The sequence below is a fragment of the Shewanella sp. S23-S33 genome (assembly GCF_043359565.1).
Classification (GTDB): domain Bacteria; phylum Pseudomonadota; class Gammaproteobacteria; order Enterobacterales; family Shewanellaceae; genus Shewanella; species Shewanella oncorhynchi.
Genome location: NZ_JBHFFD010000068.1, coordinates 93,260 through 116,750, shown reverse-complemented (window position 1 = coordinate 116,750; position 23,491 = coordinate 93,260). Strand labels below are relative to the sequence as shown.

Genomic DNA, 23,491 nt, shown 5'->3' with positions numbered 1-23,491 from the left:
GCGACCACTTAGGTCGCCTCTTATAGTCTGTATCATCAAAATGATGATTACTCGGGTTTGATCAACTCAAAATGTTGATATGCCCGTGCGGTTGCAATACGGCCGCGGGGTGTACGTTGGATAAAGCCTTGCTGGATCAAAAATGGCTCTAGCACATCTTCAATGGTTTCGCGCTCTTCGCCTATGGCTGCGGCTAAGTTATCGAGTCCAACTGGGCCACCCATAAACTTATCGATAATGGCGAGTAGTAACTTGCGGTCCATATAATCGAAACCTTCATTATCAACATCCAGCAAGTCAAGTGCATGGTCGGCAACAAACTTAGTGACAGCGCCATCATGCTTCACCTGCGCGTAATCCCGCACGCGGCGAAGCAGTCGGTTAGCTATCCGCGGTGTACCACGTGAACGGCGTGCGATTTCAAATGCACCTTCAGCATCAATATCCAGTTCCATCACCTGCGCCGAACGCGTGACTATGGTGCTTAAATCTTTGATGTTATAGAATTCAAGCCGTAGCGGGATCCCAAAACGCGCCCGAAGTGGTGAAGTCAAAGCTCCTGCCCGTGTTGTCGCACCCACTAGAGTAAACGGCGGTAAATCAAGCTTGATAGAGCGCGCTGCCGGCCCTTCACCTATCATGATATCCAGCTGATAATCTTCCATCGCTGGATACAAAATCTCCTCCACCACAGGGCTTAATCGGTGGATTTCATCGATGAATAACACATCACCGGATTCGAGATTGGTCAAAAGTGCGGCGAGATCGCCCGCTTTTTCCAGCACAGGCCCCGAGGTGGATTTAATGTTCACCCCCATCTCGTTCGCAACAATCATGGCTAAGGTGGTTTTACCCAATCCCGGCGGACCGTAAATCAACATATGATCTAAGGCTTCATTACGATTCTTTGCCGCTTGAATAAACACCTTAAGCTGTGCCCGAGTGTCATCTTGACCCGTGTATTCATCGAGCATTTTAGGGCGCATTGCCCTGTCGATGGATTCATCTTGAGCTTGGATCTGCGGCTGGATGAGTCTGTCTGCCTCAATCATTGTTATTCCTTATCGCAGCTTTCATCTTAATTATCATCATTGTTCAATTAAAGCATCGATTTAAGGGCGGCTTTGATCAGGGTTTCTGAATCCATGCCCTCTTTGTAGGCTGCAGAAACCGATTTGCTCGCCTGCGGTGGTTTATAACCCAGCGAAATTAAAGCTGAAATAGCATCTTCTTCGGCGCTATTGACTGTCGGTGCGGGTGAGTAATTGGATTGCAGCACGAACTCACGCTCTGAGCCTGCTGAGGCTTCCATCAAGCTCTTGAGCTTATCGCGCATTTCTACCAGTAACCGCTCGGCGGTCTTCTTGCCAACACCGGGCAATTTCACTAAGGTCACTATATCATCGCGCTCAACGCAACCCACAAATTCTGCGGCTGTCATGCCTGATAAAATGGTCAAAGCAAGCTTGGGACCGACACCATTGGTCTTGATCAGTAAGCGAAATAACGCCCTTTCCTGCTTAGTGATAAAACCATAGAGAAGCTGTGCATCTTCACGCACCACAAAGTGGGTGTAGACCATAGTTTCATGATTAACTTCAGGCAGCTCATAAAAGCTAGTAAGCGGCATCTGCAACTCGTAACCAACACCGTTAACATCGATCAAAATTTCTGGTGCTTGTTTCTCAACGAGCACGCCCCGTAAACGACCTATCATCTGTACCGTCCGTATGTTCTTGCCGTTGCCCGGCCACTCAATGCAATTAAACTCTGGCTGGTGTGATAATGACACACAGCAACTCCGAGTGCATCTGCGGCGTCAGCTTGAGGGGCTGCGGGTAATTTAAGTAGTTGTTGGATCATGTGTTGTACTTGGGCTTTCTGTGCTCGCCCCGTACCCACGACTGCGCTCTTAATTTGAGTCGCACTGTATTCGGCCACAGGTAAATTGGCGACTGTGGCAGCAACAATGGCCGCGCCGCGTGCTTGGCCTAACTTGAGCGCAGAATCGGCATTTTTTGCCATAAATACGCGCTCAATCGCAAATTCGTCCGGTTGATACTGACGAATAATCTCAGTGATCCCATCAAAAATTTGCTTTAGCCTACCAGGCAGCTCTTCAGACGAAGTGCGAATACAACCACTGCCGAGGTAAATCTGATGCCGTCCCTGACATTGGATCACGCCGTAGCCTGTGATCCGTGAACCTGGGTCAACACCTAAAATAATTGCCATTCAATACCTTAATATGGGATCTACATTTGCGTCCCTGTTCCTACGTTAGCATTTGCGAGTTGAAATTGGCATCAATTGAAGCCCCAATTCAGCTCACACTCTATCTAGCCTAGGCTTGCCATCACATCATCGGAGATTTCCGCATTATGATACACCTCTTGCACATCATCGTGATCTTCAAGGGTGTCGATAAGGCGCATAAATTTTTCGGCGGTTTCTAGATCAAGCTCAGCTTTCGTCGAGGCTATCATCGCGATTTCGGCATTATCCGCCACAAAATGGGCTTTATCGAGCTGCTCTTTCACCGTATAGAAATCAACGGGATCAGTAAACACATCCACAGCACCATCATCATAGCTGACAATATCTTCCGCGCCCGCTTCAAGCGCCGCTTCCATCAATGCATCTTCATCAGTTCCCGGCGCATAGGATAACACCCCACGCTTAGTGAACAGATAAGAAACCGACCCATCCGTGCCTAAGTTACCGCCCGATTTACTAAACGCATTACGTACACCACTCACAGTACGATTACGATTGTCCGTCATGGTTTCAACCATCACAGCAGTGCCGCCTGGGCCATAACCTTCATAGAGAATGGTTTCGAGTTGCTGGCCTTCTAATTCACCGGCGCCGCGTTTAATCGCACGCTCAACCGTGTCTCGGGTCATATTGCCACCGAGGGCTTTATCGATGGCGACACGTAATCGTGGATTAGAGTCGGGATCTGAGCCACCTTCACGGGCTGCAACGGTTAACTCGCGAATGAATTTAGTAAAGAGTTTACCGCGTTTAGCATCTTGAGCCGCTTTACGGTGCTTAATGTTGGCCCATTTACTGTGACCTGCCATGGGAAGTCTCCTCTACTTAGGTATCATCTAGGTGCCATCGCAAAGCTTATCAAGAGCCGAAGGTGGAATAAGACTAAATAACGGCTATTTACTTAAAGGATTGAACTAACAGATATTGATAAGCGGTGGAATGACGGTTCACTAAAACAAACCGAGGCTCATGCCTCGGTTTTCGGTACGACAAAAAATAACTGACAAGGCTAACGTCAATCGACTTACACTAAAACGATTTACATAATGTCGATTTGAATAAGGTCGATTTACAAAAGTCGCCTTACAAAACCCTCTTACAAAAGATCAGTCTTCCGCTTTAACAGCTTTCTCAACCACGGCAATACCCAGTTCAGCTAACTGCTGCGGATTGGCAAAACCAGGCGCGTTAGTCAGCGGACAAGCAGCAGTGGTGGTTTTAGGGAACGCCATCACATCACGGATTGAGCTTGCGCCCGTCATCAGCATGATGATGCGGTCTAAACCAAACGCTAAACCAGCATGTGGCGGTGTGCCGTAACGCAACGCTTCTAACAGGAAGCCGAATTTCTCTTTAGCTTCATCGTCAGTAATGCCCAGAATACGGAATACCGCAGACTGCATTTCTTGGTTGTGGATACGCACCGAACCACCGCCTAATTCGCAGCCGTTTAATACCATATCGTAAGCATCAGAAACGCGATTTGCTGGGTTAGCTTCAAGTTCAGCTGCCGTTACGCCGCGCGGTGCGGTGAACGGATGGTGAACCGCGTGGAAGTTGCCGTTGATTTTCTCAAACATTGGGAAGTCAACTACCCACAGTGGACGCCATTCACCTTGCAATAAGCTGAAATCTTCGCCCGCTTTAAGACGCAGTGCGCCCATAGATTCGGCAACCACAGTCGCCTGATCTGCACCAAACAGGATAATGTCGCCAGTTTGCGCTCCTGTGCGGCTCACGATTTCATTGACTATGCTTTCGTTTAAGAATTTTAGCACAGGTGATTGAATGCCTTCTAAGCCAAGGCTTAGGTCATTAATCTTCATCCACGCTAAGCCTTTAGCACCATAAATGCCAACAAACTTCGTGTAATCATCTATTTGCTTACGAGACAGCGCAGCGCCGCCCGGAATACGCAGTGCAGCAACACGGCCTTCTTCATCGTTCGCAGGACCAGAGAATACCGCAAATTCGACTTCTTTGAGTAAATCGGCAATGTCCACCAGCTCTAATGGGTTACGTAAATCTGGCTTATCTGAACCGAAACGACGCATCGCTTCGTTGTAGGTCATGCGCGGGAACTCGCCGAGATCGACGTTCAGCATTTCAAGGAACAGACCACGCATCATCTCTTCGGTTTTCGCCATCACTTGCTCAGAGCTCATGAAAGACGTTTCGATATCGATTTGGGTGAATTCTGGCTGACGGTCGGCACGTAAGTCTTCATCACGGAAGCATTTTACGATTTGATAGTAACGATCAAAGCCTGACATCATCAGCAACTGTTTAAACAACTGTGGTGATTGTGGCAAGGCAAAGAACTGACCTTTATAAGTACGGCTTGGTACTAAATAATCGCGGGCACCTTCTGGGGTTGCCTTGGTCAGGATCGGTGTTTCTATGTCTAAGAAACCGTTTGAGTCGAGGAAACGACGCACAGAACTGGTCACTTTAGCGCGGAAAATTAATCGCTGCGCCATTTCTGGGCGACGTAAATCTAAGTAACGATACTTAAGACGTTGCTCTTCGCTGTTGTTCTGGTAGTTATCCATGCTCAATGGCAGTGGATCGGCAGCATTGATAATCGTCAAGGCTTGACCTAAGACTTCAATCTCACCCGTCTTCATTTGACCATTGACTTGGCTATCAGGACGGGCACGAACTAAGCCTTTGACCTGAACGCAAAATTCGGCGCGCAGCGTGCTAGCAACATTGAACACCTCAGGTAAGTCTGGATCATAGACCACTTGGATGAGACCTTCTCTGTCTCTTAAATCTAAAAAGACAACGCCACCCAAATCACGGCTACGATTAACCCAACCTACCAAGGTAACTTCTTGTCCAACGTGAGACTTATTGACGTCTCCACAATAATGACTGCGCATCTAACTCTATCCTTTATCCGGAAACCGGTGCTTTGGAAATAATCAAAACGAGATAAAAGCGGCATTATAGTAAAATAATGCCGATTACCAAAGTACTTCACACTTAGGCGGTGAAGTATCAAACAGTTTTACGCCCTTGACTAGAGGCGAACGCACTATCTGAGCATGAGCGTTCAAAAAAACATCAAGCTGAGCGATAACAACGCCCGCCGCTACTTTTTGCTTGGTACATCAGCTGATCGGCTTTTTTCAACAAACCTATCGCTGTGTCACCATCGCGGGGGTAAATCACCACGCCGATACTAACGGCGATGCTGACACTGACGCCTTGAATAAGCAAAGGGCTCGACAGTGCCTGTAGAATATTATCAGCAACTTGGGTTGCAGCATCGAGATCTTGCACACGATTTAGCAGGATAACAAACTCATCGCCGCCAAATCGCGCAACGGTATCTGAGCCACGGATAACCTTGGTTAACTTTTGGGCGACCAGTACCAGTAATTCATCGCCAATGGGATGACCGTGTTGGTCATTGATTTGTTTAAAACCATCGAGATCGATGAATAACAAAGCGAAATGTGCCTGTTCTCTGCGATGAGATAGCAAAGCTTGGGTTAGTCTGTCATCAAGTAAGGCACGATTGGGCAACTGAGTTAAAGCATCATGATTAGCCACATGCAACAAACGTTTTTCTGCCACCAATCGCTGGGTGATCTCACGATTTAAGCGGCGATTCACTAATAACACCGCCACCATCACTAAGCACAAGATTATCACGCCAAACACGATATAACGCAGCCATTGCAGATATTTAGCGCTCTCTGTCGCCACTGAAAATGACACCCAGCGCGTATATATTTTTTGCTGATGCTGAGCGTCAATCAAGGCTAAGGCTTTGTTAATCAGCGGCACCAGCGGCGCAAATTGAGGATAAACACCAATATGACTATGCTGATCGGCGAGATCACTGAGCAGCGACATTTTCAGTGTCGGATAGTGGCTGGTTTTAAGCTCAGAAGCTAAAGTCACCACTTTATCGATAAACACATCCGCATTGCCATTCGTCACGGCCGCTAATCCGGCCTGCGTATTTGGCACTATGACTAACTTGAGTGAAGGCTCCAGACTCATCAATTGCGCCACCAAATGATATCCCTCAACCACAGCTACCCTTTGACCTGCGAGCTGAGCAATATTAAAAACCGAGACTTGTTCCAGTTGCGATACTAAGGCCCACGGCGATGGCCAATAGGCTTCACTAAACGCTAAACGCTGCTGGCGCTCCGCCGTTTGCGCGACACTGCCGGCTAAACTCACCTCGCCCTTTTGCAACGCCTCGATTAACGAATGCCAATCATCAAAGGCAACGGGCGTGAGCTTAAGTTTGAGTTGTTCCTTGAGCAATTTGACGATATCGCTATTGATCCCCGCAAACTCACCCTGTTCATCCATAAACTCCATCGGTGGCCATTGCTTTAAATAACCGACTTTGAGTTCGCCTACACTTTCCACATAGGCCTGTTCTGCGGGGCTTAGGCTGACATGGCGCTCAGCTTGGGTAAAAACATGATCTTTAGGATTGAGCATCCATTTATGTTCAATCTCAGCAAATTCTTGATTGCTAATACTGTTAAACCCATTGGCTATCCTCTGTGTAAGGCCAGCATCATCGCTACGGGTCAGCACATAAATGTTGGTGCTAAATTCGAGATCAGGATACTGGCTAAAGTCAGACCAGCCTTTATTGAGCAGTAAATAATGGGATGTCCATGCACCCGCGGCGATAAAACCGACAACTTCTCCAGACCTCGCCCCCGCCACCATGGCATCCATACTGTCGTAATAACGCAGTGACACTTGGGGTAATGCTTTACGCAACTCCACCAAATAAGGCGCTGTCGGCACCACACCAATACGTTTACCTTTTAAGCTGTCTAAATCGATTAACTGTTGCTGATAGAGAAAGAGTCGACTCTTCACCGTATATAAATGCCAAGCCTGAGTAAGGCCCGTTTTAACATCATCACTTTCAGGATAACCTATGTGGGCATCGGCGAGACCGCGACGAACATCGTCCACGCTGGAGTTCATATCACCAGAAATAAAATCAACGGCAATACCCGTTTTCTCAGACCAAAGCTGCCACATGTCCACATACAAACCATGGGGTAAACCATCGACCCCTAAGTCCACAAAAGGCTCGACGCCCAGTTGCATCGAAATAACGAGTCCAGCTTGTTGACGTTGATAGCCAAGCCAACGTCGCTCCGTTTGCTGAATAAAGTGCACATCGAGCGCAGTGAAACCTTTATTTATCTTATCGACTAATGCAAGATTGCCCTTTTGAACTGCGGGTACAAACTGCATCGCCTTAATTTGAAGGCGGGCAGTATTGGGAAAGTTTGCGGCAATCTCTTGGGATGAGTCGGGATCTTTCAAATAGCCTTCTAACCCCGCAAAGACTACGATCTCGCCCGCGGCGACCCCTGCCAATAATTTCTCACGACTTTCGTAGCGTTTAAACACAAGCTGCGGTTCGATACGATGTAATTCCGCTTCATGGGATGAAGCCGCTACCACACCAATTTGAAAGGGGATCAGTTCTTTGATGGATTTTTTGCCCTGCAAGGATTTATGCAAATACAAAAAAGTGCCCACATCCGCAATGGGCACCGTAAAATCAAATTCTTGCTCTCGCTCTGGGGTTTTCCCCATGCCGATATGTACTTGCGCCTTACCTTGCCGCAGTTGATCAAGGGACTCGTGCCAGTGGCGCGCCACAAAAACAACTTGGGTATGGCTGTGTTTAGCCCACTCTTTCCATAAATCAACCAGTAATCCAGTCGGCTCGCCATCGTTGTCGACATATTGATAGGGAAAGCTATCCTCACCCATAACGATGATTAATGGCTCAGAGGACAACGGACTTGCCTGCCCCGTTATACCCAAAAAACAGCTGCACAAGATCACAATTAAGTGGATCACAAACTTCAAGTTGAGCCCTTAGTACTTGATGTACATGTAACGATTTTGTTATCTATTAAGTATTAGACAAAAATTTATCGCAAATTACTAGCATGATACTTGCTGCTAATCGCTCTGATTCGTTAAAATGCGCAGTTGAATTCCCATGAAAAATCTCAGATGAACGTTTCTCAAGACACTATCTACGCTCAAGCGAGCGAGCATATTAGCGATTTCCAGTTTGATAACCGTGTAGCAGGCGTATTCAGTGACATGATCCGCCGCTCAGTGCCTGGATATACGCAAATTATCAATACCATAGGCGATTTTGCAGATCGTTTCGTCATGCCAAATACTCAAATTTACGATTTAGGTTGCTCACTCGGTGCCGCCACCTTAAGTATTCGTCGCCAAATTCAAGGCCGCCAATGTCGCATTATTGCTGTAGATAACAGTGAATCTATGGTCGCACGCTGCCAAGAGAACCTGAATGCCTATGTCAGCGATACGGATGTCGATCTGGTTTGCGGTGATATTCGCGATATCGATATTCAAAATGCGTCATTGGTGGTACTCAACTTTACCTTGCAGTTTTTACCGCCAGAAGACAGAGAAACCCTGATAGCCAAGATTTATCAGGGTCTTAATCCCGGCGGACTTTTAGTGCTGTCTGAAAAAATTCGCTTCGAAGATGCTCCTATCCAAACCTTATTGGAAGAGCAACATTTGGACTTTAAACGCGCTAATGGTTACAGCGAACTTGAGATCAGCCAAAAACGCAGTGCGCTGGAAAATGTCATGAAGCCCGACACCTTAACCACGCATCAACAACGACTCACCCGCCAAGGCTTTAGTCACTTTAGTCTCTGGTTCCAATGCTTTAACTTTGCTTCTATGGTGGCCATCAAGTGATCAGCTTTAGCTCGTTTTACCAACAAATCGCCGATTCGAATCTACAGCACTGGCTCGAAACCCTGCCGAGCATTTTAGGCAAGTGGCAACGGGAACATAAACACGGCAACCTGCCAAAGTGGGAAAAAGTGCTCAACAAGCTGCACTATCAAGCACCCGACCAAGTGGATTTTGTTGATAGCGTGACCGTCGGTAGCGGCGAGCAACTTAGCCCAGGCGAAAAAGAGAAGCTTGAAAACCTGCTGCGTTTGTTTATGCCATGGCGTAAAGGCCCCTTCCACATTCATGGCATCCACATCGATACCGAATGGCGCAGTGACTGGAAATGGGACCGCGTTAAGCAACATATTTCGCCGCTGAAAAACCGCACTGTGCTCGATGTCGGTTGCGGCAGTGGTTATCACATGTGGCGCATGTTGGGCTCAGGTGCCAAACGTGTCGTCGGTATCGACCCTTCGCCGTTGTTTTTATGTCAGTTTGAAGCCGTCAAACGTTTAGCGGGCACACATCACCCTGTACACCTGTTACCATTGGGTATTGAAGAGCTGCCACCGCTCGATGCATTTGACACGGTTTTCTCCATGGGTGTTTTGTATCACAGACGTTCGCCTATCGATCACTTGTTACAGCTGCGTGATCAATTGCGCACCGGTGGTGAGCTCGTGCTAGAAACCTTGGTGATAGATGGCGACGAAAATGCCGTACTCGTGCCTCAAGATAGATATGGCAAAATGAATAATGTATGGTTCATTCCGTCCGTTGCCGCGCTCATGCTATGGTTAAAAAAGTGTGATTTCACTGATATCCGTTGTGTCGATACCGATGTCACTGCCCTTGCCGAGCAACGCCGTACCGACTGGATGCCCAACGAATCACTGGTTGAATACCTAGATCCTAACGACATCACCAAAACGGTTGAAGGTTATCCTGCGCCCAAACGCGCCACGATTATCGCGGTGAAAAATCAGCCTAATCAGGATTTAAACTAACCTTTTCAGTCTGAAGTAAGCGAATATCAGTCATTACGTCCTCAGGGTTTGAGTTGGTGATGGCTGATATCAAAAGCAGAAAGAACACCATTCCTCTAGTACATCTGGAATCTGTAGGTGTTCAGCAGCTCAGTGTAACTCCTTCCTTGAATAGCAATACATTTGCGACTCCCACCCTTATCGTTGACATCCAGAACAGAACAGGGTTTCATGCATAACAATGACTTGAAGCTAACTCAATTGGATACTAAGTCAAAGTTAACTCATTCCATCACAGATGCAGAACACATTACCCATGTTAAAACCCACTTTACTGGTTAGCCTGTTTGGCTTGAGCCTTTATGTTACGAATGCCGCCTATGCGGCGCCAAGCCCTGTTCCCCTTTTAGTTGAACAATGCCTGCGTTTGCCAAGTATTGATCTCGCGACTGTGTTCGCCAATGCGCGTTTAACTGCGTCTGAATTAACCTTGGCCCAGCGCGCGCTTATTTTTGAGCAACAGATGTTAGGGCTTAATAATATCAACGACAGGCTCAACTATTACCGTGGGTTTAACTTACCGAGTGAGGAACGCGAGGGTCTACTGCAATGCCAGCTACACCTCGCCGACACCCTATCGCAACTTCTCAGCCAAACTGAATTGAGCCAACTCGCCTACGCCTTAGCCCAAGGCAATGCAGAACAAATACTGCTGAGCCAACAGCTTAAACAGTTACTACAACAGCATTGGAGCGCCGAGGAAAAAGCGAAATTACATACAGCGCAAGCCAGCATAGGCCAAGGGTTAGGCAGCCAGCAATTTAATCTTGCCTTCAATGACAGCCAATGCCAACCCGAAGCGACTCAGCAGCAACATCATCTGCATAAAAAAGGTGATAAAAGTGATGAGCCGAAGCCCGACAATTCAAAGCAGAGCGACTTTTCTGGCACTATCGTCAGTTACTTACTGACGCAGGAAAACGCCGTATGTCGCCAAAATGTATGGCAGGCCTACCAAGTCAGAGCCAGTGAAACCAATCAAACGGCATTAGAGCGAATTGCTGAGCAGCGCCAACAAGCCGCCACTGCTGCAGGCTTTACCGATTACAGCGCATTAGTGCTTAGTTCGCAGCAGTTATCGTCCCCTGAATTAGTCAAAGCTTTTCTTGATAGCCAAACCCAAGATCTGCAAGTGGCTCCCTGGGATATTGGACGAACCCTGTCACAACAAGCATCAGCCAAGGGGCCGACATGGCAAACTTCTGACGTCTTGAGTCGCAGCTTTACTTATCTGCAAGTGTTTGGTTTACACTTTGAGACCATAGAAACCGCTAAGGTCGATAAAATACCTGCCGATCCCAATCGGCCACATATCGTCAGGGTCTACCACCAGCAAAGATTGTTAGGTGAAATCTATGTGGCGTATAACCCAAATCCACAGCAAGGTAGTCAACAGCAGACATTGCGTCAAAGTGTACTCGGCCAGCAATTTGGACAACAAGCGTTGGATCTCAAACCACAGCTGAGTAACTACAAAGACATTGAGCAATTAACCGAATCCATCGCAGAGGCTGTCACTTCCCTTGCTAAAGCGAGTCATTTCTACCTCAACAATGCCATGGGGCAGAGTCAGGATAGCTATTTTGTAGTGAGTCTCTGGTTAGCTGAAGTGCTGCGGCATCAACTCTTTCCGCAGTTTGAACAAGATTATTTACAGGAGCGTGAAACATTAGCTAAAGCTTATTCGAAACAGCTCAAAGTTTTTCGAGCTAAGGTTGCAGTTAACTTTTACCAAGACGCAAATTCACAAGTCTATCCCGATCTCGCTGCAGAGTTTAGTGCCAGCTTTGGCCAAGGTTGGCCGCAAACCAAGGATTATCCCTACAGCTTTAATGCTATCGCCAACGAAGGACCGCTCTACTACCAATTACTCTGGCAAGCATCGCTAGCCAGGCTGATAGATCAATCCACATTCAACTGCCGAGACAAACTCAAATTATTCAATGTATTAGTCATCAATGAAGACGCTTTAAGCTTCAGTGACCAATTAAAAGTGGTCATTGGCGCCCCCGTTAATAGTGCTGCACTGATCCAAAGAATTTCAAATAGCGCCGCTTCAGAACATGCTGACAATTCCAACAATCAAGCTTTCGACGCAACAGGTTCTTGTGCGTTTTAAGTGTGAATGCTTAGGATGTGTTTGTGACTCGCTCGGGCGCAAACACTGAAAATCGTCATGATTAGCCTCTCTATCACCTTAATAACTTAGCGCGACATAACTATCTATATGTCGTGAGAATGACTGACTCTATGATATTTAATTGAAAAAGTCGTAAGAAGTGGCCACTATAAGCCTCAATCTATCGTTTTTTTGAGATTATAATGACTCGAGCTAAATCTACCTTAGAACAATGGCGTATTTTGCAAGCGGTGGTCGATTTTGGCGGCTATGCCCAAGCGGCCGAAAAACTCAACAAGAGTCAATCGTCACTTAACCATGCCGTTGCCAAATTACAGCATCAGTTAGGTATCGAGCTACTCGAAGTCAAAGGCCGTAAAGCCTATCTCACCCCGCAGGGCGAAGTGCTGCTGCGCCGCTCACGGCATGTCACCCAAGCCGTCAATGAGTTAGAACAACTTGCGAGTAATCTCGAACAAGGGTGGGAGCCGACACTCACGATTGCCCGTGAAATTATCTATCCGATGGAAAGCTTAGTGTGCGCCCTCAATGCGTTTCTGCCCCATAGTCGTGGCACTCGAATCATCATGCTGGACTCAGTGATCACCGGCACTCAAGAGCTCATTCAGCAGAGTAAAGTCGATATTGCTATCTGTGCAGGGGTGCCGCCTAAAGGGTATTTATCCGAACCCTTATGTGAACAAGAACTCTACCTCGTCTGTCATCCAAATCACCCACTCGCTGACTTAGGCACAATTGAAGACGATAAACTACTGGCACAATATTTACAGTTAGTGATCAAAGATACCGGCGTGCAATCCAATATCGACATAGGCTGGCTCAAAGCTGAGCAGCGCTGGACAGTCTCTAACTTCCATGAAGCTAAAGTCATTTTAAATCAAGGTATTGGTTTCTGTTGGATCCCCTCTTTCTTAGTCCAAGAAGAATTGGCTTCGGGTAATCTAGTACGTTTACACCTTGAGGGCAGCCAAAAACGTCGCATCATGTTGAGCTTAGTTATCCCTAATAGGGATCAACAAGGGCCTGCATCAAAACTGCTTGCTTCCTTGATTTTAAAACAGCATGGAATTGAAACGACGAATAGTCATTAACAGCAAGATACAAAAAGAGTTATCAATTCGAGTGAGCAAAACGATAAGTGCTAACTGCTGATTAAATGCTTAGTTCTTAGTGGCGCTGAGAAGTTGTTTCGAAAAAGATAATGAAAAGCGAATCATGGAAATAGTTAAAGCTTAAAACCTAATCTTACACACTAAAGTCGACATAGCGCGCTTGTTGATAACCCAAGTATTGCGGCTGAATAAATCCTGTCTCCTGCAAGAGGTCATCTACCACATATAACTTGCTCTGCAAAGACACATTCGAATTCGCGCTAGCACTGATATTTGAAGACTGCTCATTTACATCGTTTGCGGACAAAACATCCGTAGATTGCAAATTGCTAAGCAGATCATTTGAAGATGCCAGATAAGAAGGCTGAATATTGGCTTGCGACGTCATATCGACACGAACTGAAGGTCCAGCACTGGCTTGTGCAACCGCGACATAATAACGGCTTGCAGCACTATCGGATCTTGAAATAAAACCCGTCGCTAAATCCGCTGAAGTTGAAGCTTCTCCAAATGCTAAAGTTGCGGTCGGTGGCTCAATCGTTTCCACTGTGGTCAATGTAGTGACTGAGTCACTGATATCAGAAGAGGTTTTCGAACCCGTATCAATGACTCTCGTGTTGACCGTTTGCGCCTCGATCGCTTGTTTTAGCTTATCAAGCGCAGTAGAGGCGGGGGTGAATACAGCCTCTTGGGGCTGAGCAATATTACCGGACTCATCAACGTCTCCCGTCACTACAGGTGTATGTTTTTCTAACGGTGGCAACTCTTTGATTTGTGCATCTGCGTCTATTAATGTTTGAGCCGTTTGCAAGTCAACAATTTGTTTTTGTCGCTCCTCTGCCAGCATCACCTTAGCTTCATTCATTTTTTGCAAGGCTTCCGCGGCAACACGGATATCCGCTGATGACGGGTCAACAGGAGCCATTGCTGCGGCATAAACTTGCTTCATTTTGTTTATCGTTGCAAGCGGGTCGCCTCCCACTGGAGAGACATCAATCTGCACTTCGCCATCGGTGGCGTAACGTTGGCCATCAGCACCCTTTTCATACTTAAAACTCGGGCTCTGAGCGTATTGTCCTCCGACGGTTGCGTGGGCATGCTCATGGGCTTTAACCTCTGAATCTCGAGTTTTAAGTTCATCGACTTGCTGTTGCTGTTGAGCCTGCACTTTTTCTTGGGCTTGTATCTCTTGTTCTTGAGCCTGTTGAACCAGTGATTGTTGCTTTGCCTCTTCCGCTGCTGCTATTTGCTGTTTCCGCGATTCTTCTTCCTGTACTTGCTTTTCAAGCTGATTATCATTTGGGGCAAAGACAGCAGCTAAGACTTGTTGACTATCATCTGGGTTAGACGCTGTCGCAGGAGCATCTACAGGACTAGCTTGAGCCTGAGCTTCACCGAAAACTTGAGTAAATAGTTCTAACACAGTCGGTCGAGCAACATCATTGCTAGCGGATTGATCTGTGGCTTGCGTAGAGTTTGACTGACCAACAGGCCCTGCACTCGTTGCTATACTCTTATTTACAGCACTCTTATTTACAGAACTGTTGATTGCAGAATCGGTCGTAGTGGGATCAACTAACGCAGATCCAGTAAAGACAGTTTGTGGCCCAAACACTGCCGCTAAATCAGGCATTATTGGAGAAACATCACCCGTGCTAGATGGATTGAAAGCAGGAATATAAGTACCCCTAGTGCCAATTGATGGACTCAGAGGCGTAAAAATATCAACGGGAATATTGCTCGTTACACTGAGATTTGGACTTATTGTAGCCAAGGAATTTACCCCAAGTCCGCTATTACTCGTACCCGCGACGGGCGAAAATACCTGAGTAGAAATAGGTGTCGCAATCTGTCCCCCGCGTACACCAGAAATGGATCTTGGTCCTGTTAACAAACTAAAACTCGCATCGGCATGTAAGCTAGCTCGATCATTTAACGTATTTACCTGAGGATTGCTCCTTGGCGTTGGTACGGAAAAAGGAGCGACCTCGAGTGCTTGGCTTGCACCATTCAGTACAGGAAGTACAGGTGCTGCAGTTGATGAAACAGCACTAGAAGCAGCAAAAGACACATTCGGTGATGAGTGGAGAGATTGGGAAACGTTAGCAGCTAATGAAGTAATAGGCGTGGCTTGAACTGGAGCAAATGAAGTTCCAGTAACCTGTAGTTCATGGACACCACTCGCTTCAATTTTTGCGGAGCCTGCAGTGTGAGCGCTGGCTCCTTGATAAGTGCTATTAGCGTGACTCTGGTTTAGGCTCTGGCTTTGAGTCTGGCTTAGATTCGAGCTGAGCATCTTATCATGTGCCGAAAATGAAGAGGATGGCGCTCCAACCTTAAGTGATAGCGCCACAACCGACATGATATTTACACCTTAATATTAATGATCGAACCTATCGTTTCAGAATCAGTTTCAATCACTTCTGTTGACGCTTCCCCTTGTCTTAATGACTCATTAGCGGTAAGTAATGCCGAGGTTTTATCAGGCTGCGCAACATCTCTTGTAGATTCAGCCGGAGTCGCACTTTGAGTCGGTGTAGGTTTAGCCACATCTATTGTTGCTTGAGTGAGCCCAGATTGAGCACTTTGCAAGCCTTGCAGACCGGATGAATAAGCAGATTGGATTTGCATAACGGTATTCCTGCACGCTGTGATTAATGGGTCAATTATTGACCAATCACCTGCAAAAGTACAGGTTTTATCCGCATTCTCACCATTTATTTATGGTCTTATTTATCCTGTGATCCAATTGGCTTCCCAATCCTTAAATACGGGATTAAAACCCTGCAGTTGCATCTGTTCGATGACTTGCTCGACGCTGCGATCATCGCTTATCTCAAATTGATCGAGTTGACTGTCGGGTGCTTGATAGCCGCCCGGTTGTGTCGAACTACCCGCACTGATTTGAGTAATTCCAAGTGGCAAAAGATTATCCCTCAGCTCAGGGCTTTCCCTTGTCGACATACTGATATCAAGCTGATGATTAAAAAGTCTAAATGCACAAATCATTTGCACTAAACCTAAATCCGATAGCATAACTTTTGGGGTGATCCCGCCAGTACAAGGCCTTAACCTTGGCAGCGAAATACTAAAGCGAGTGCGCCAATAGCGACGCTCTAAATAGTCAAGATGATATCCCATCATTAACGCATCTAAACGCCAATCATCCAGCCCCAGTAATACCCCAAGACCAATTTTATCCCCCCCCGCCGCCGCAACTCTATCCGGTGTTGCTAAGCGATAGGCAAAATCCATTTTTTTACCTCGGGAATGGTGACGAGCATAAGTCTCGGGCTGATAGGTCTCCTGATAAATCATCACAGCATCTAAACCTAGCGCGACTAACTGGCGATAATGGTCCTCACTCATGGGTTGGACCTCCATCGCCACATGGCTAAATTGCTGCTTTACCAACGGCAACATTTGCTTAAAATAATCGATGCCGACCTTAGTTTCATGCTCACCCGACACCAGTAAAATAGAATCAAAACCTCTGCCTTTGATAATAGCTATTTCAGCCATCAACTCCTGTTCATTCAAGGTCTTGCGTTTGAGTTTGTTACTCATGCTAAAACCACAGTAATCACATTCATTAGCGCACAGATTCGAGACATATAGCGGTAAATACATGCCAAGATTCGCGCCAAATCGCTGCCGCGTAAGCGCCGCAGATTGCTGCGCCATGGTTTCGATATAAGGCTCTGCCGCAGGTGATAACAAGGCCAGTAAGCTGCGTAAATCCCCTGCTGGACTCACTAACGCCCGCTCGACATCTTGGGCTGTGCAAGAATACAAATCGAGTAACAGTTTATCCCGTGGGATTTTGGCAAATTCCGCTACAAAACTCATTGGTTTAAAAATCCTGTCAGAGGACTGGTCTGTACCGCGCCCGTTTGTACTCGGCCAAGCCCAGCTTCAAACGCCCGTCTACCGCATTGCACCGCATCCTTAAAGCACTCGGCCATCACTATCGGCGACGCGCTGCTGGCGATGGCGGTGTTGACGAGCACCGCATCGGCGCCCAGCTCCATTGCCCGCACAGCCTGTGAAGGCGCGCCAATGCCGGCATCGATCACCACTGGCACCCGCGACTGCTCTATGATGATTTTTAAAAAGCTTTCAGTGACTAAACCCTGATTACTGCCAATCGGACTCGCCAATGGCATAACCGCAGCGCAGCCCACCTCTTCCAAGCGACAGCACAGCACAGGATCGGCATGCACATAGGGCATCACGATAAAACCTTTATCACAGAGAATCTTGGCCGCTGCTAAGGTTTCAATTGCATCGGGCATCAGGTACTTAGGATCGGGGTGGATTTCGAGCTTAATCCAATGAGTTCCCAGCATTTCACGGGCAAGCTCAGCCGCAAACACCGCTTCCTTGGCGTTTCTCGCCCCCGAAGTGTTAGGCAATAGCCGGACACCCGCTTGACGTAACGGCGTGAGTAAATCATCAAGCCCCATTTTAAAATCAATTCTTTTCATCGCAACTGTCACTAACTGCGATTTTGAAGCCATTATCGCCTCGATCATCACTTGGCTATTGCTGAACTTTCCCGTCCCAGTAAATAAACGCGACTCAAACTCCACATCGGCAATCTTTAACATACTAGCCTCCCGCTACAGCTGAGAAAAGTTCTAATTTATCTTCATGTTGGCAGAGAATAGATTGCCAGCGATTGCGCGGAACGACCTCAGCATTCAACACGATAGCAACTGAATCGAGGGCAATATTTTGTGCGAGGATCACAGCCGCGAGTGACGTCGGTTCAGATAACGACTGCGGGATATTGTTTATGTGAATTAAAATCATATCAAACCTCAAGACTATCTTTATTTGATGATAGATAAGCCCCTTTGGGACCACACACGTCACAGTGGGGATCCCGCGTTAATACAGCAGCAGTCCACGCAAGTGATTTAGCGTCAAAGCGCCAAAAACGCCCCAACAAGGCATTTTTCGGTTCATCACCACCGCTATTCACACTCAGCAAGAGTTGCATAGCCACCAAAGATTGCATTGACGCCATCACGCCTACGCTGGGGCCGAGTACGCCTTGGGTACTGCAGCTCTGCGACACTCTCGTCTGTGCGGGGAAAATACAGTGATAACAACCGCCAGAGGGGAGCTGCATTTGATCGACCGCAAACAATTGGCCGCTAAATGCTGCGATTGACGCACTAACTAAAGGCAAAGTAGCTTCGATACAGCAGCGATTAATGGATTGGCGAGTCGCAAAGTTATCGGTGCAGTCAAGCACGAGCACTCTTTTACCCTGTTGTTTTAATTGTAAAACCTCAGCGAAGTGATGAGCTGATGTCTCAGCACTAAATACTGTTTCATGGGCAGTAACAGTGCACTGCGGCGCTAAGCCTTTGAGCTTTTGCTTGGCAACTCGCGCCTTATTGAGTCCAATGTCGGCATCGTTGAATAGCAATTGTCTTGGTAGATTCGATACTTCAACCTTATCCATGTCGATTAAGGTCAAGTAGCCAATGCCTGCACAGGCCAGATACTGCGCCGCCAATTGCCCTAAACCGCCAAGCCCTACAATAACAACGCTGGCGTCGGCCAGTAGTAATTGTCCGGCCTCACCCACTTCTGGCAATAAGACTTGCCGAGAATAACGGATGAAATTGGCATCACTTAGTGTATGAGCGCTTTGTGTACCGTCGCAAAGAACCTCTGCGTGAGCAAGCGGTTGGTTTTTACTCATGCTTAGCAACCTCATGCTTTACAGCCAGTTCTTCAGACAAGCTACATTGCTCCCAAGCTTGGCTCAGCTCTGCAAACGCTGCGACTGGATCCTTAGCTTTCGTTATTGCGCGCACCACAGCAATATTGCCCACCCCAGTGGCTTTCACCTTTGCCAGATTATCTAAGTCGATGCCGCCAATGGCGACCAAGGGATAATGGTCTTGGAGTAACGCCACATAGTGCTTAAGTTTTGCGAGCCCTTGGGGCGCTGAAGGCATTTGCTTCGTCGTGGTTGGGAATATATGCCCAAGCGCTATGTAGGATGGCGAGTATTGATGCGCCAATAACAACTCGAAATAACTGTGGGTGGATAGACCTAACGCGAGCCCCGCGGCTTGAATGGCCGCTAAGTCGGTAACGGCGAGATCTTCTTGGCCTAAATGTACCCCAAAGGCATGGTATTTTATCGCTAACTGCCAGTGATCATTGATAAAAAGCTGCGCATTAAAATGCTTACCTAAGGCAATGGCCGTTTGAATTTGTGCTTCTAATTCAGAGCCAACCAACTCAAATTTACCTGACTCAGACTTGCCTAGCGCAGATTTATCTCGCTGGTATCCTGCTAACCCTGCAGCAGTTGACCCGCTGGTATCGGTTTTTATCCGTAACTGCACGGTTTTAACACCCGCAACTAACAAACTTTCCAGCATGATTAAGTCACTCACCACGGGATAAACACCAAGATCGGCATCGAGCACTTTAAAACCGTGGGATGAGATGTATTGAGCTGGCGTCGAAGTTATTCTTACCTGAGCGGTTGCCTGATCTGTTGCGGAAAAAACTGTTGCAACTAAGTCATTACCAACATCAAGATGTTGGTTGAGGTGATAACTAATAAAATTACCATCACACAATTTTATCTTGGCATAGCGGGACAAGTCATTGGGCCACCCCGTACGGGCCAACGGCCCTGGACCTTGCCCTAAACCAATCGCCGCGCTTAAGCCTTGACTCACGTAGGCTTTGGCAACCACCACCGCATCTTGCAATACAAAACCTTGCGCTAACACGGCGGCAATAGCCGATGACAAAGTGCAGCCGCTACCATGGTTATGACGGGTATTAACCCGCGGGCTTGCCAACCAGAAACGCCCATTTTGATGCAGCTCAGAGCTCGCGCGCACGTGATGGCAAACCAGATAATCCTCGGCAAGCTCAAAATCCCAGCCGTTGCTATCGAGAGTGCTAACATGAACGTTAGCCTGAGTTTGAACATGAGTATCATCAAGAATATCAGTGCTGCCAAAGCTTACATCGCCCCCTTTAGCGAACACACTGCAATCTAAACTCTGGGATAAAGCCTGTGCTGCAGCAACGAACTGCGATTTGGTCGAAACATCACTGTTAGTTAACCGCCCAAGTTCAAGCACATTGGGCGTGATAAGTTCGATTAAACCTTTGAAAGGATAAAAATCTAAGGCTGATTTAGCCGTACTTTTTATATCCTGACAGTTATCTACTGCGAATGCATCGCCACAACTGGCGACCATCACAGGATCGACAATCACAGGCACAGATGGATAGTGGATTTTAAAACTCGCGATCCAATCTGCCAGCAATGCCACTTGAGTTTGATCTGCCAGTAAGCCGATTTTAATTGCTTTGGGTGGCAAGTCGGAAAGTAGAGTCGTCAGCTGAGCCATTAACATCGCCGCTGATACGGGCTCAACTAAAATGACCGCCACTGAGCTTTGCGCCGTCACTGTGGTGATCACGCTGCAACCGTGACAGCCCAAATCCTGAATCGTTGCCAAGTCCGCCTGAATACCGGCACCGCCGCCACTGTCTGAACCGGCTATGGTCCAAACAAACGCGGGACGCTCGGTACTCATGGGCAATTTCCCCCCATGAATACCCAGCATAATTAGGCTTCCTCAGCTTCGGCGACAAGCTTGTCTTTCACGTGATAGATCTCGGCGCCCGAGGCAGCAAATTGTGCCGATTTTAGCGCCATTGCCGCTTCCAAATCCTGCGGCGTCTTGATTGTGACTTGCATGGCTTGGGCAGCCGCTTCAACTTGCTCCGCTTTCGCTTGTGCCGCCTCTAAGCCAGCGGCATAGGCGCGAACATCTTGGGTGATTTTCATCGAACAAAATTTAGGGCCGCACATAGAGCAAAAATGCGCGACTTTAGCGGATTCCTGCGGTAAAGATTCATCGTGATAAGCACGCGCGGTTTCAGGATCGAGTCCTAAATTATATTGATCTTCCCAGCGGAATTCGAACCGCGCCTTTGCCAGCGCATTATCACGAATTTGCGCACTCGGATGACCTTTGGCCACATCGGCGGCGTGGGCGGCAATCTTATAAGCAATCAAACCTTGCTTAACATCTTGTTTATTCGGTAATCCTAAGTGTTCTTTTGGCGTGACATAACACAACATAGCGCAGCCGTACCAAGCTATCATGGCCGCGCCTATGCCGGAGGTGAAATGATCATACCCAGGTGCAATATCGGTGATTTGTGGGCCAAGGGTGTAAAACGGCGCTTCGTCGCAGTGAACTAACTGCTTGTCCATGTTCTCTTTAATGAGCTGCATCGGGATATGTCCCGGTCCTTCGATAATGGTTTGCACGTCGTATTCCCACGCGATTTTGACTAGCTCACCTAAGGTTTCAAGCTCTGCAAACTGGGCGGCATCATTAGCGTCGGCAATCGATCCAGGACGCATACCATCGCCTAAAGACAGGGATACATCGTAAGCGACGCAAAGCTCACAGATCTCACGAAAATGACTGTAGAGGAAGTTTTCTTTGTGGTGACTCAGGCACCATTTGGCCATGATTGAACCGCCGCGGGAAACGATCCCAGTAACGCGTTTAGCCGTCATCGGCACATAACGTAGCAGTACACCAGCATGAATCGTAAAGTAATCAACACCTTGCTCAGCTTGTTCAATTAAGGTATCGCGGAACACTTCCCACGTTAAATCCTCTGCCACGCCGTTTACTTTCTCCAGCGCTTGATAAATCGGCACTGTGCCAATGGGCACTGGCGAGTTACGGATGATCCACTCGCGGGTTTCATGGATATAACGACCTGTGGATAAATCCATTACCGTATCTGCGCCCCAACGGGTAGACCAGACGAGCTTTTCCACTTCTTCCTCGATGGAAGAGGTCACCGCCGAGTTACCGATATTGGCGTTCACTTTCACCAGAAAGTTACGCCCGATGATCATAGGTTCGGCTTCGGGATGGTTAATATTCAGCGGAATAATCGCGCGGCCACGGGCGACTTCAGCGCGGACAAATTCGGCGGTAATCGGTTCGCCGACTAAGGCACCAAAAGCTTCGCCCTTGGCTTTACGATTGAGGATTTCATCCTGTACTTGCGCAAGTGCCATGTTCTCGCGGATCGCCACATATTCCATTTCGGGCGTGATAATCCCTTGACGGGCATAGTGTAATTGACTGACTCGTTTGCCCTGCAGCGCTCTGCGTGGGCTGACAATGGCACTCGAGCCTGCCTCAAAACGCAGATGCTCTAAACCGTCGTCGGCGAGTCTTTGTTGGGTAAAGTCTGAGGTCGCGCAGGATAATTGCTCTGTGTCGTTGCGGGCTAGGATCCAGTTTTGTCTTAATTTACCAAGGCCTAGACGCACATTGATGTCGGCCTCAGGATCGGAATAAGGTCCGGCGCAATCGTACACGCGGATTGGCGGATTTTTTTCCATGATGGGCGCATCATCTGTGCCGCCGACCAGGGTGTCAGTCTGCAGAATTTGCCGCATGCCAACGCGAATATCGGCACTGGAACCCTCGAGATAAATCTTTTGTGAATTAGGATGTTGCAGTGGCGCTAGCGTATCGATAAAGGCTTGGGCCTGCGCACGGGTTTCGCGGCGACTCGGCGCCTTAGGCACTGTTGATTGACGAGACTCAGTCGATTTATTAGGGATTGTCGATTCTAGCGCTGTGATTTCTATCGCACTGGCAGCTACAGCTGGGTTTGGGTTTGAACTGGACATAAGCAATCTCACGTTAAAAAATGGAGTTGCTTGTCTGGAGAATTGAGTTGTTGATAGCTGGACATGGCAATCAACTTTTGTGGCCAACACTGGCTTCAAAAATTGAGTTACCCTGCTCAATAACAATTAAATCTAAACATTAAGGCTTAAAACACTGCTGAGTTAACAGGTGTTCAAGCCGTCTATTTTGGCGATTTAATGTGTGTTATTACGCTTGTTTCCTTCGCAGGTTTTAACCTGATCAGGTTCAACGGATCCCGAATAAACGGTCTCAGCCAAGAGGCACTCCGACAAGATGAGTGCGCAGTATAGACAGAAGCGGCAGCAACAAACAAGGAAAAAAGCAATTAAAAATCTTAACCACCAATCCAAAATAAAGATTCATAATTAATTGTTTTTAATTGATTAAATAAAATTAAACTAAAAAATCTATAATTAGCAT

The 23,491-nt window shown here is 47.5% G+C and carries 18 protein-coding genes and 1 riboswitch; of the genes, 4 read left to right on the top strand and 14 right to left on the bottom strand.

The genetic code is table 11. From position 1 onward, the window contains the following. Nucleotides 1-47: 47 nt before the first annotated feature. The 6 genes from ruvB to ACHA99_RS18950 form a co-directional block, all read right to left on the bottom strand. Nucleotides 48-1,052 (bottom strand): Holliday junction branch migration DNA helicase RuvB, encoded by a 1,005-nt coding sequence (gene ruvB / locus ACHA99_RS18975; protein ID WP_028759854.1) that lies wholly within the window; start codon nucleotides 1,050-1,052, stop codon nucleotides 48-50. 47 nt (nucleotides 1,053-1,099) lie between these two features. Then, nucleotides 1,100-1,717 (bottom strand): Holliday junction branch migration protein RuvA, encoded by a 618-nt coding sequence (gene ruvA / locus ACHA99_RS18970; protein WP_028759853.1) that lies wholly within the window; start codon nucleotides 1,715-1,717, stop codon nucleotides 1,100-1,102. Further along, nucleotides 1,714-2,235 carry a crossover junction endodeoxyribonuclease RuvC gene (ruvC, locus tag ACHA99_RS18965; RefSeq protein ID WP_006081743.1) on the bottom strand — a complete coding sequence of 174 codons (522 nt, stop codon included), beginning with the start codon at nucleotides 2,233-2,235 and terminating at the stop codon, nucleotides 1,714-1,716. The genes ruvA and ruvC overlap by 4 nt, the downstream gene beginning before the upstream one ends. Nucleotides 2,236-2,339: 104 nt before the next feature. Next, nucleotides 2,340-3,086: a YebC/PmpR family DNA-binding transcriptional regulator gene (locus ACHA99_RS18960; RefSeq protein WP_198573165.1), complete on the bottom strand. Its 747-nt coding sequence runs from the start codon at nucleotides 3,084-3,086 to the stop codon at nucleotides 2,340-2,342. 297 nt (nucleotides 3,087-3,383) lie between these two features. After that, nucleotides 3,384-5,162 carry an aspartate--tRNA ligase gene (gene aspS, locus ACHA99_RS18955; RefSeq protein WP_028759851.1) on the bottom strand — a complete coding sequence of 593 codons (1,779 nt, stop codon included), beginning with the start codon at nucleotides 5,160-5,162 and terminating at the stop codon, nucleotides 3,384-3,386. Nucleotides 5,163-5,346: 184 nt separating this feature from the next. Beyond that, nucleotides 5,347-8,157: a transporter substrate-binding domain-containing protein gene (locus tag ACHA99_RS18950; RefSeq protein ID WP_173496874.1), complete on the bottom strand. Its 2,811-nt coding sequence runs from the start codon at nucleotides 8,155-8,157 to the stop codon at nucleotides 5,347-5,349. 150 nt (nucleotides 8,158-8,307) lie between these two features. Between ACHA99_RS18950 and cmoA the strand changes: the two genes are divergently transcribed. The 4 genes from cmoA (at nucleotide 8,308) to ACHA99_RS18930 (ending at nucleotide 13,298) form a co-directional block, all read left to right on the top strand. Beyond that, entirely contained in the window at nucleotides 8,308-9,039 is a 732-nt protein-coding gene (gene cmoA, locus ACHA99_RS18945; protein WP_173496873.1) for a carboxy-S-adenosyl-L-methionine synthase CmoA, read from the top strand. After that, nucleotides 9,036-10,028, top strand: a complete 993-nt coding sequence (cmoB, locus tag ACHA99_RS18940) for a tRNA 5-methoxyuridine(34)/uridine 5-oxyacetic acid(34) synthase CmoB (protein WP_173496872.1) — start codon at nucleotides 9,036-9,038, stop codon at nucleotides 10,026-10,028. The genes cmoA and cmoB overlap by 4 nt, the downstream gene beginning before the upstream one ends. Nucleotides 10,029-10,323: 295 nt before the next feature. After that, a complete protein-coding gene (locus ACHA99_RS18935; protein ID WP_393944385.1) occupies nucleotides 10,324-12,186 on the top strand; it encodes a peptidase M3A in 1,863 nt (620 codons plus the stop codon). Nucleotides 12,187-12,389: 203 nt separating this feature from the next. Further along, nucleotides 12,390-13,298 (top strand): LysR family transcriptional regulator, encoded by a 909-nt coding sequence (locus ACHA99_RS18930; protein ID WP_028759846.1) that lies wholly within the window; start codon nucleotides 12,390-12,392, stop codon nucleotides 13,296-13,298. A gap of 154 nt (nucleotides 13,299-13,452) precedes the next feature. Here ACHA99_RS18930 and ACHA99_RS18925 read toward each other — a convergent pair whose 3' ends face one another. From ACHA99_RS18925 to thiC, 8 genes are all read right to left on the bottom strand, one after another. Continuing rightward, nucleotides 13,453-15,681 carry a putative metalloprotease CJM1_0395 family protein gene (locus ACHA99_RS18925; RefSeq protein WP_393944383.1) on the bottom strand — a complete coding sequence of 743 codons (2,229 nt, stop codon included), beginning with the start codon at nucleotides 15,679-15,681 and terminating at the stop codon, nucleotides 13,453-13,455. A gap of 5 nt (nucleotides 15,682-15,686) precedes the next feature. After that, nucleotides 15,687-15,950, bottom strand: coding sequence for a chemotaxis protein (locus ACHA99_RS18920; RefSeq protein ID WP_173244710.1), 264 nt, complete (start codon nucleotides 15,948-15,950; stop codon nucleotides 15,687-15,689). 102 nt (nucleotides 15,951-16,052) lie between these two features. Next, nucleotides 16,053-17,168 (bottom strand): 2-iminoacetate synthase ThiH, encoded by a 1,116-nt coding sequence (gene thiH, locus ACHA99_RS18915; RefSeq protein ID WP_173244707.1) that lies wholly within the window; start codon nucleotides 17,166-17,168, stop codon nucleotides 16,053-16,055. Continuing rightward, the gene (locus ACHA99_RS18910; protein ID WP_173244704.1) at nucleotides 17,165-17,929 is read right to left on the bottom strand and encodes a thiazole synthase; all 765 of its coding nucleotides are present in this window, start codon (nucleotides 17,927-17,929) and stop codon (nucleotides 17,165-17,167) included. The genes thiH and ACHA99_RS18910 overlap by 4 nt, the downstream gene beginning before the upstream one ends. Nucleotide 17,930: 1 nt before the next feature. Further along, complete coding sequence (thiS, locus tag ACHA99_RS18905) at nucleotides 17,931-18,134, bottom strand: sulfur carrier protein ThiS (protein ID WP_105252576.1); 204 nt, start codon at nucleotides 18,132-18,134, stop codon at nucleotides 17,931-17,933. A gap of 1 nt (nucleotide 18,135) precedes the next feature. Further along, nucleotides 18,136-19,038, bottom strand: a complete 903-nt coding sequence (locus ACHA99_RS18900) for a HesA/MoeB/ThiF family protein (RefSeq protein WP_173496869.1) — start codon at nucleotides 19,036-19,038, stop codon at nucleotides 18,136-18,138. Next, nucleotides 19,031-20,941: a thiamine phosphate synthase gene (gene thiE / locus ACHA99_RS18895; RefSeq protein ID WP_173496868.1), complete on the bottom strand. Its 1,911-nt coding sequence runs from the start codon at nucleotides 20,939-20,941 to the stop codon at nucleotides 19,031-19,033. Before thiE ends, ACHA99_RS18900 begins: the two co-directional genes overlap by 8 nt. A 2-nt stretch (nucleotides 20,942-20,943) precedes the next feature. Continuing rightward, entirely contained in the window at nucleotides 20,944-23,049 is a 2,106-nt protein-coding gene (gene thiC / locus ACHA99_RS18890; RefSeq protein WP_393944379.1) for a phosphomethylpyrimidine synthase ThiC, read from the bottom strand. 201 nt (nucleotides 23,050-23,250) lie between these two features. Further along, nucleotides 23,251-23,349, bottom strand: a riboswitch (TPP riboswitch). Nucleotides 23,350-23,491 lie beyond the last annotated feature (142 nt).

Coding starts and splice junctions, on each gene's coding strand:
- ruvB (WP_028759854.1), bottom strand. CDS start 1,052: ATGATTGAGGCAGACAGACTCATCCAGCCGCAGATCCAAGCTCAAGAT.
- ruvA (WP_028759853.1), bottom strand. CDS start 1,717: ATGATAGGTCGTTTACGGGGCGTGCTCGTTGAGAAACAAGCACCAGAA.
- ruvC (WP_006081743.1), bottom strand. CDS start 2,235: ATGGCAATTATTTTAGGTGTTGACCCAGGTTCACGGATCACAGGCTAC.
- ACHA99_RS18960 (WP_198573165.1), bottom strand. CDS start 3,086: ATGGCAGGTCACAGTAAATGGGCCAACATTAAGCACCGTAAAGCGGCT.
- aspS (WP_028759851.1), bottom strand. CDS start 5,162: ATGCGCAGTCATTATTGTGGAGACGTCAATAAGTCTCACGTTGGACAA.
- cmoA (WP_173496873.1), top strand. CDS start 8,308: ATGAACGTTTCTCAAGACACTATCTACGCTCAAGCGAGCGAGCATATT.
- ACHA99_RS18935 (WP_393944385.1), top strand. CDS start 10,324: ATGTTAAAACCCACTTTACTGGTTAGCCTGTTTGGCTTGAGCCTTTAT.
- ACHA99_RS18930 (WP_028759846.1), top strand. CDS start 12,390: ATGACTCGAGCTAAATCTACCTTAGAACAATGGCGTATTTTGCAAGCG.
- ACHA99_RS18925 (WP_393944383.1), bottom strand. CDS start 15,681: ATGTCGGTTGTGGCGCTATCACTTAAGGTTGGAGCGCCATCCTCTTCA.
- ACHA99_RS18920 (WP_173244710.1), bottom strand. CDS start 15,950: ATGCAAATCCAATCTGCTTATTCATCCGGTCTGCAAGGCTTGCAAAGT.
- thiH (WP_173244707.1), bottom strand. CDS start 17,168: ATGAGTTTTGTAGCGGAATTTGCCAAAATCCCACGGGATAAACTGTTA.
- ACHA99_RS18910 (WP_173244704.1), bottom strand. CDS start 17,929: ATGTTAAAGATTGCCGATGTGGAGTTTGAGTCGCGTTTATTTACTGGG.
- thiS (WP_105252576.1), bottom strand. CDS start 18,134: ATGATTTTAATTCACATAAACAATATCCCGCAGTCGTTATCTGAACCG.
- ACHA99_RS18900 (WP_173496869.1), bottom strand. CDS start 19,038: ATGAGTAAAAACCAACCGCTTGCTCACGCAGAGGTTCTTTGCGACGGT.
- thiE (WP_173496868.1), bottom strand. CDS start 20,941: ATGCTGGGTATTCATGGGGGGAAATTGCCCATGAGTACCGAGCGTCCC.
- thiC (WP_393944379.1), bottom strand. CDS start 23,049: ATGTCCAGTTCAAACCCAAACCCAGCTGTAGCTGCCAGTGCGATAGAA.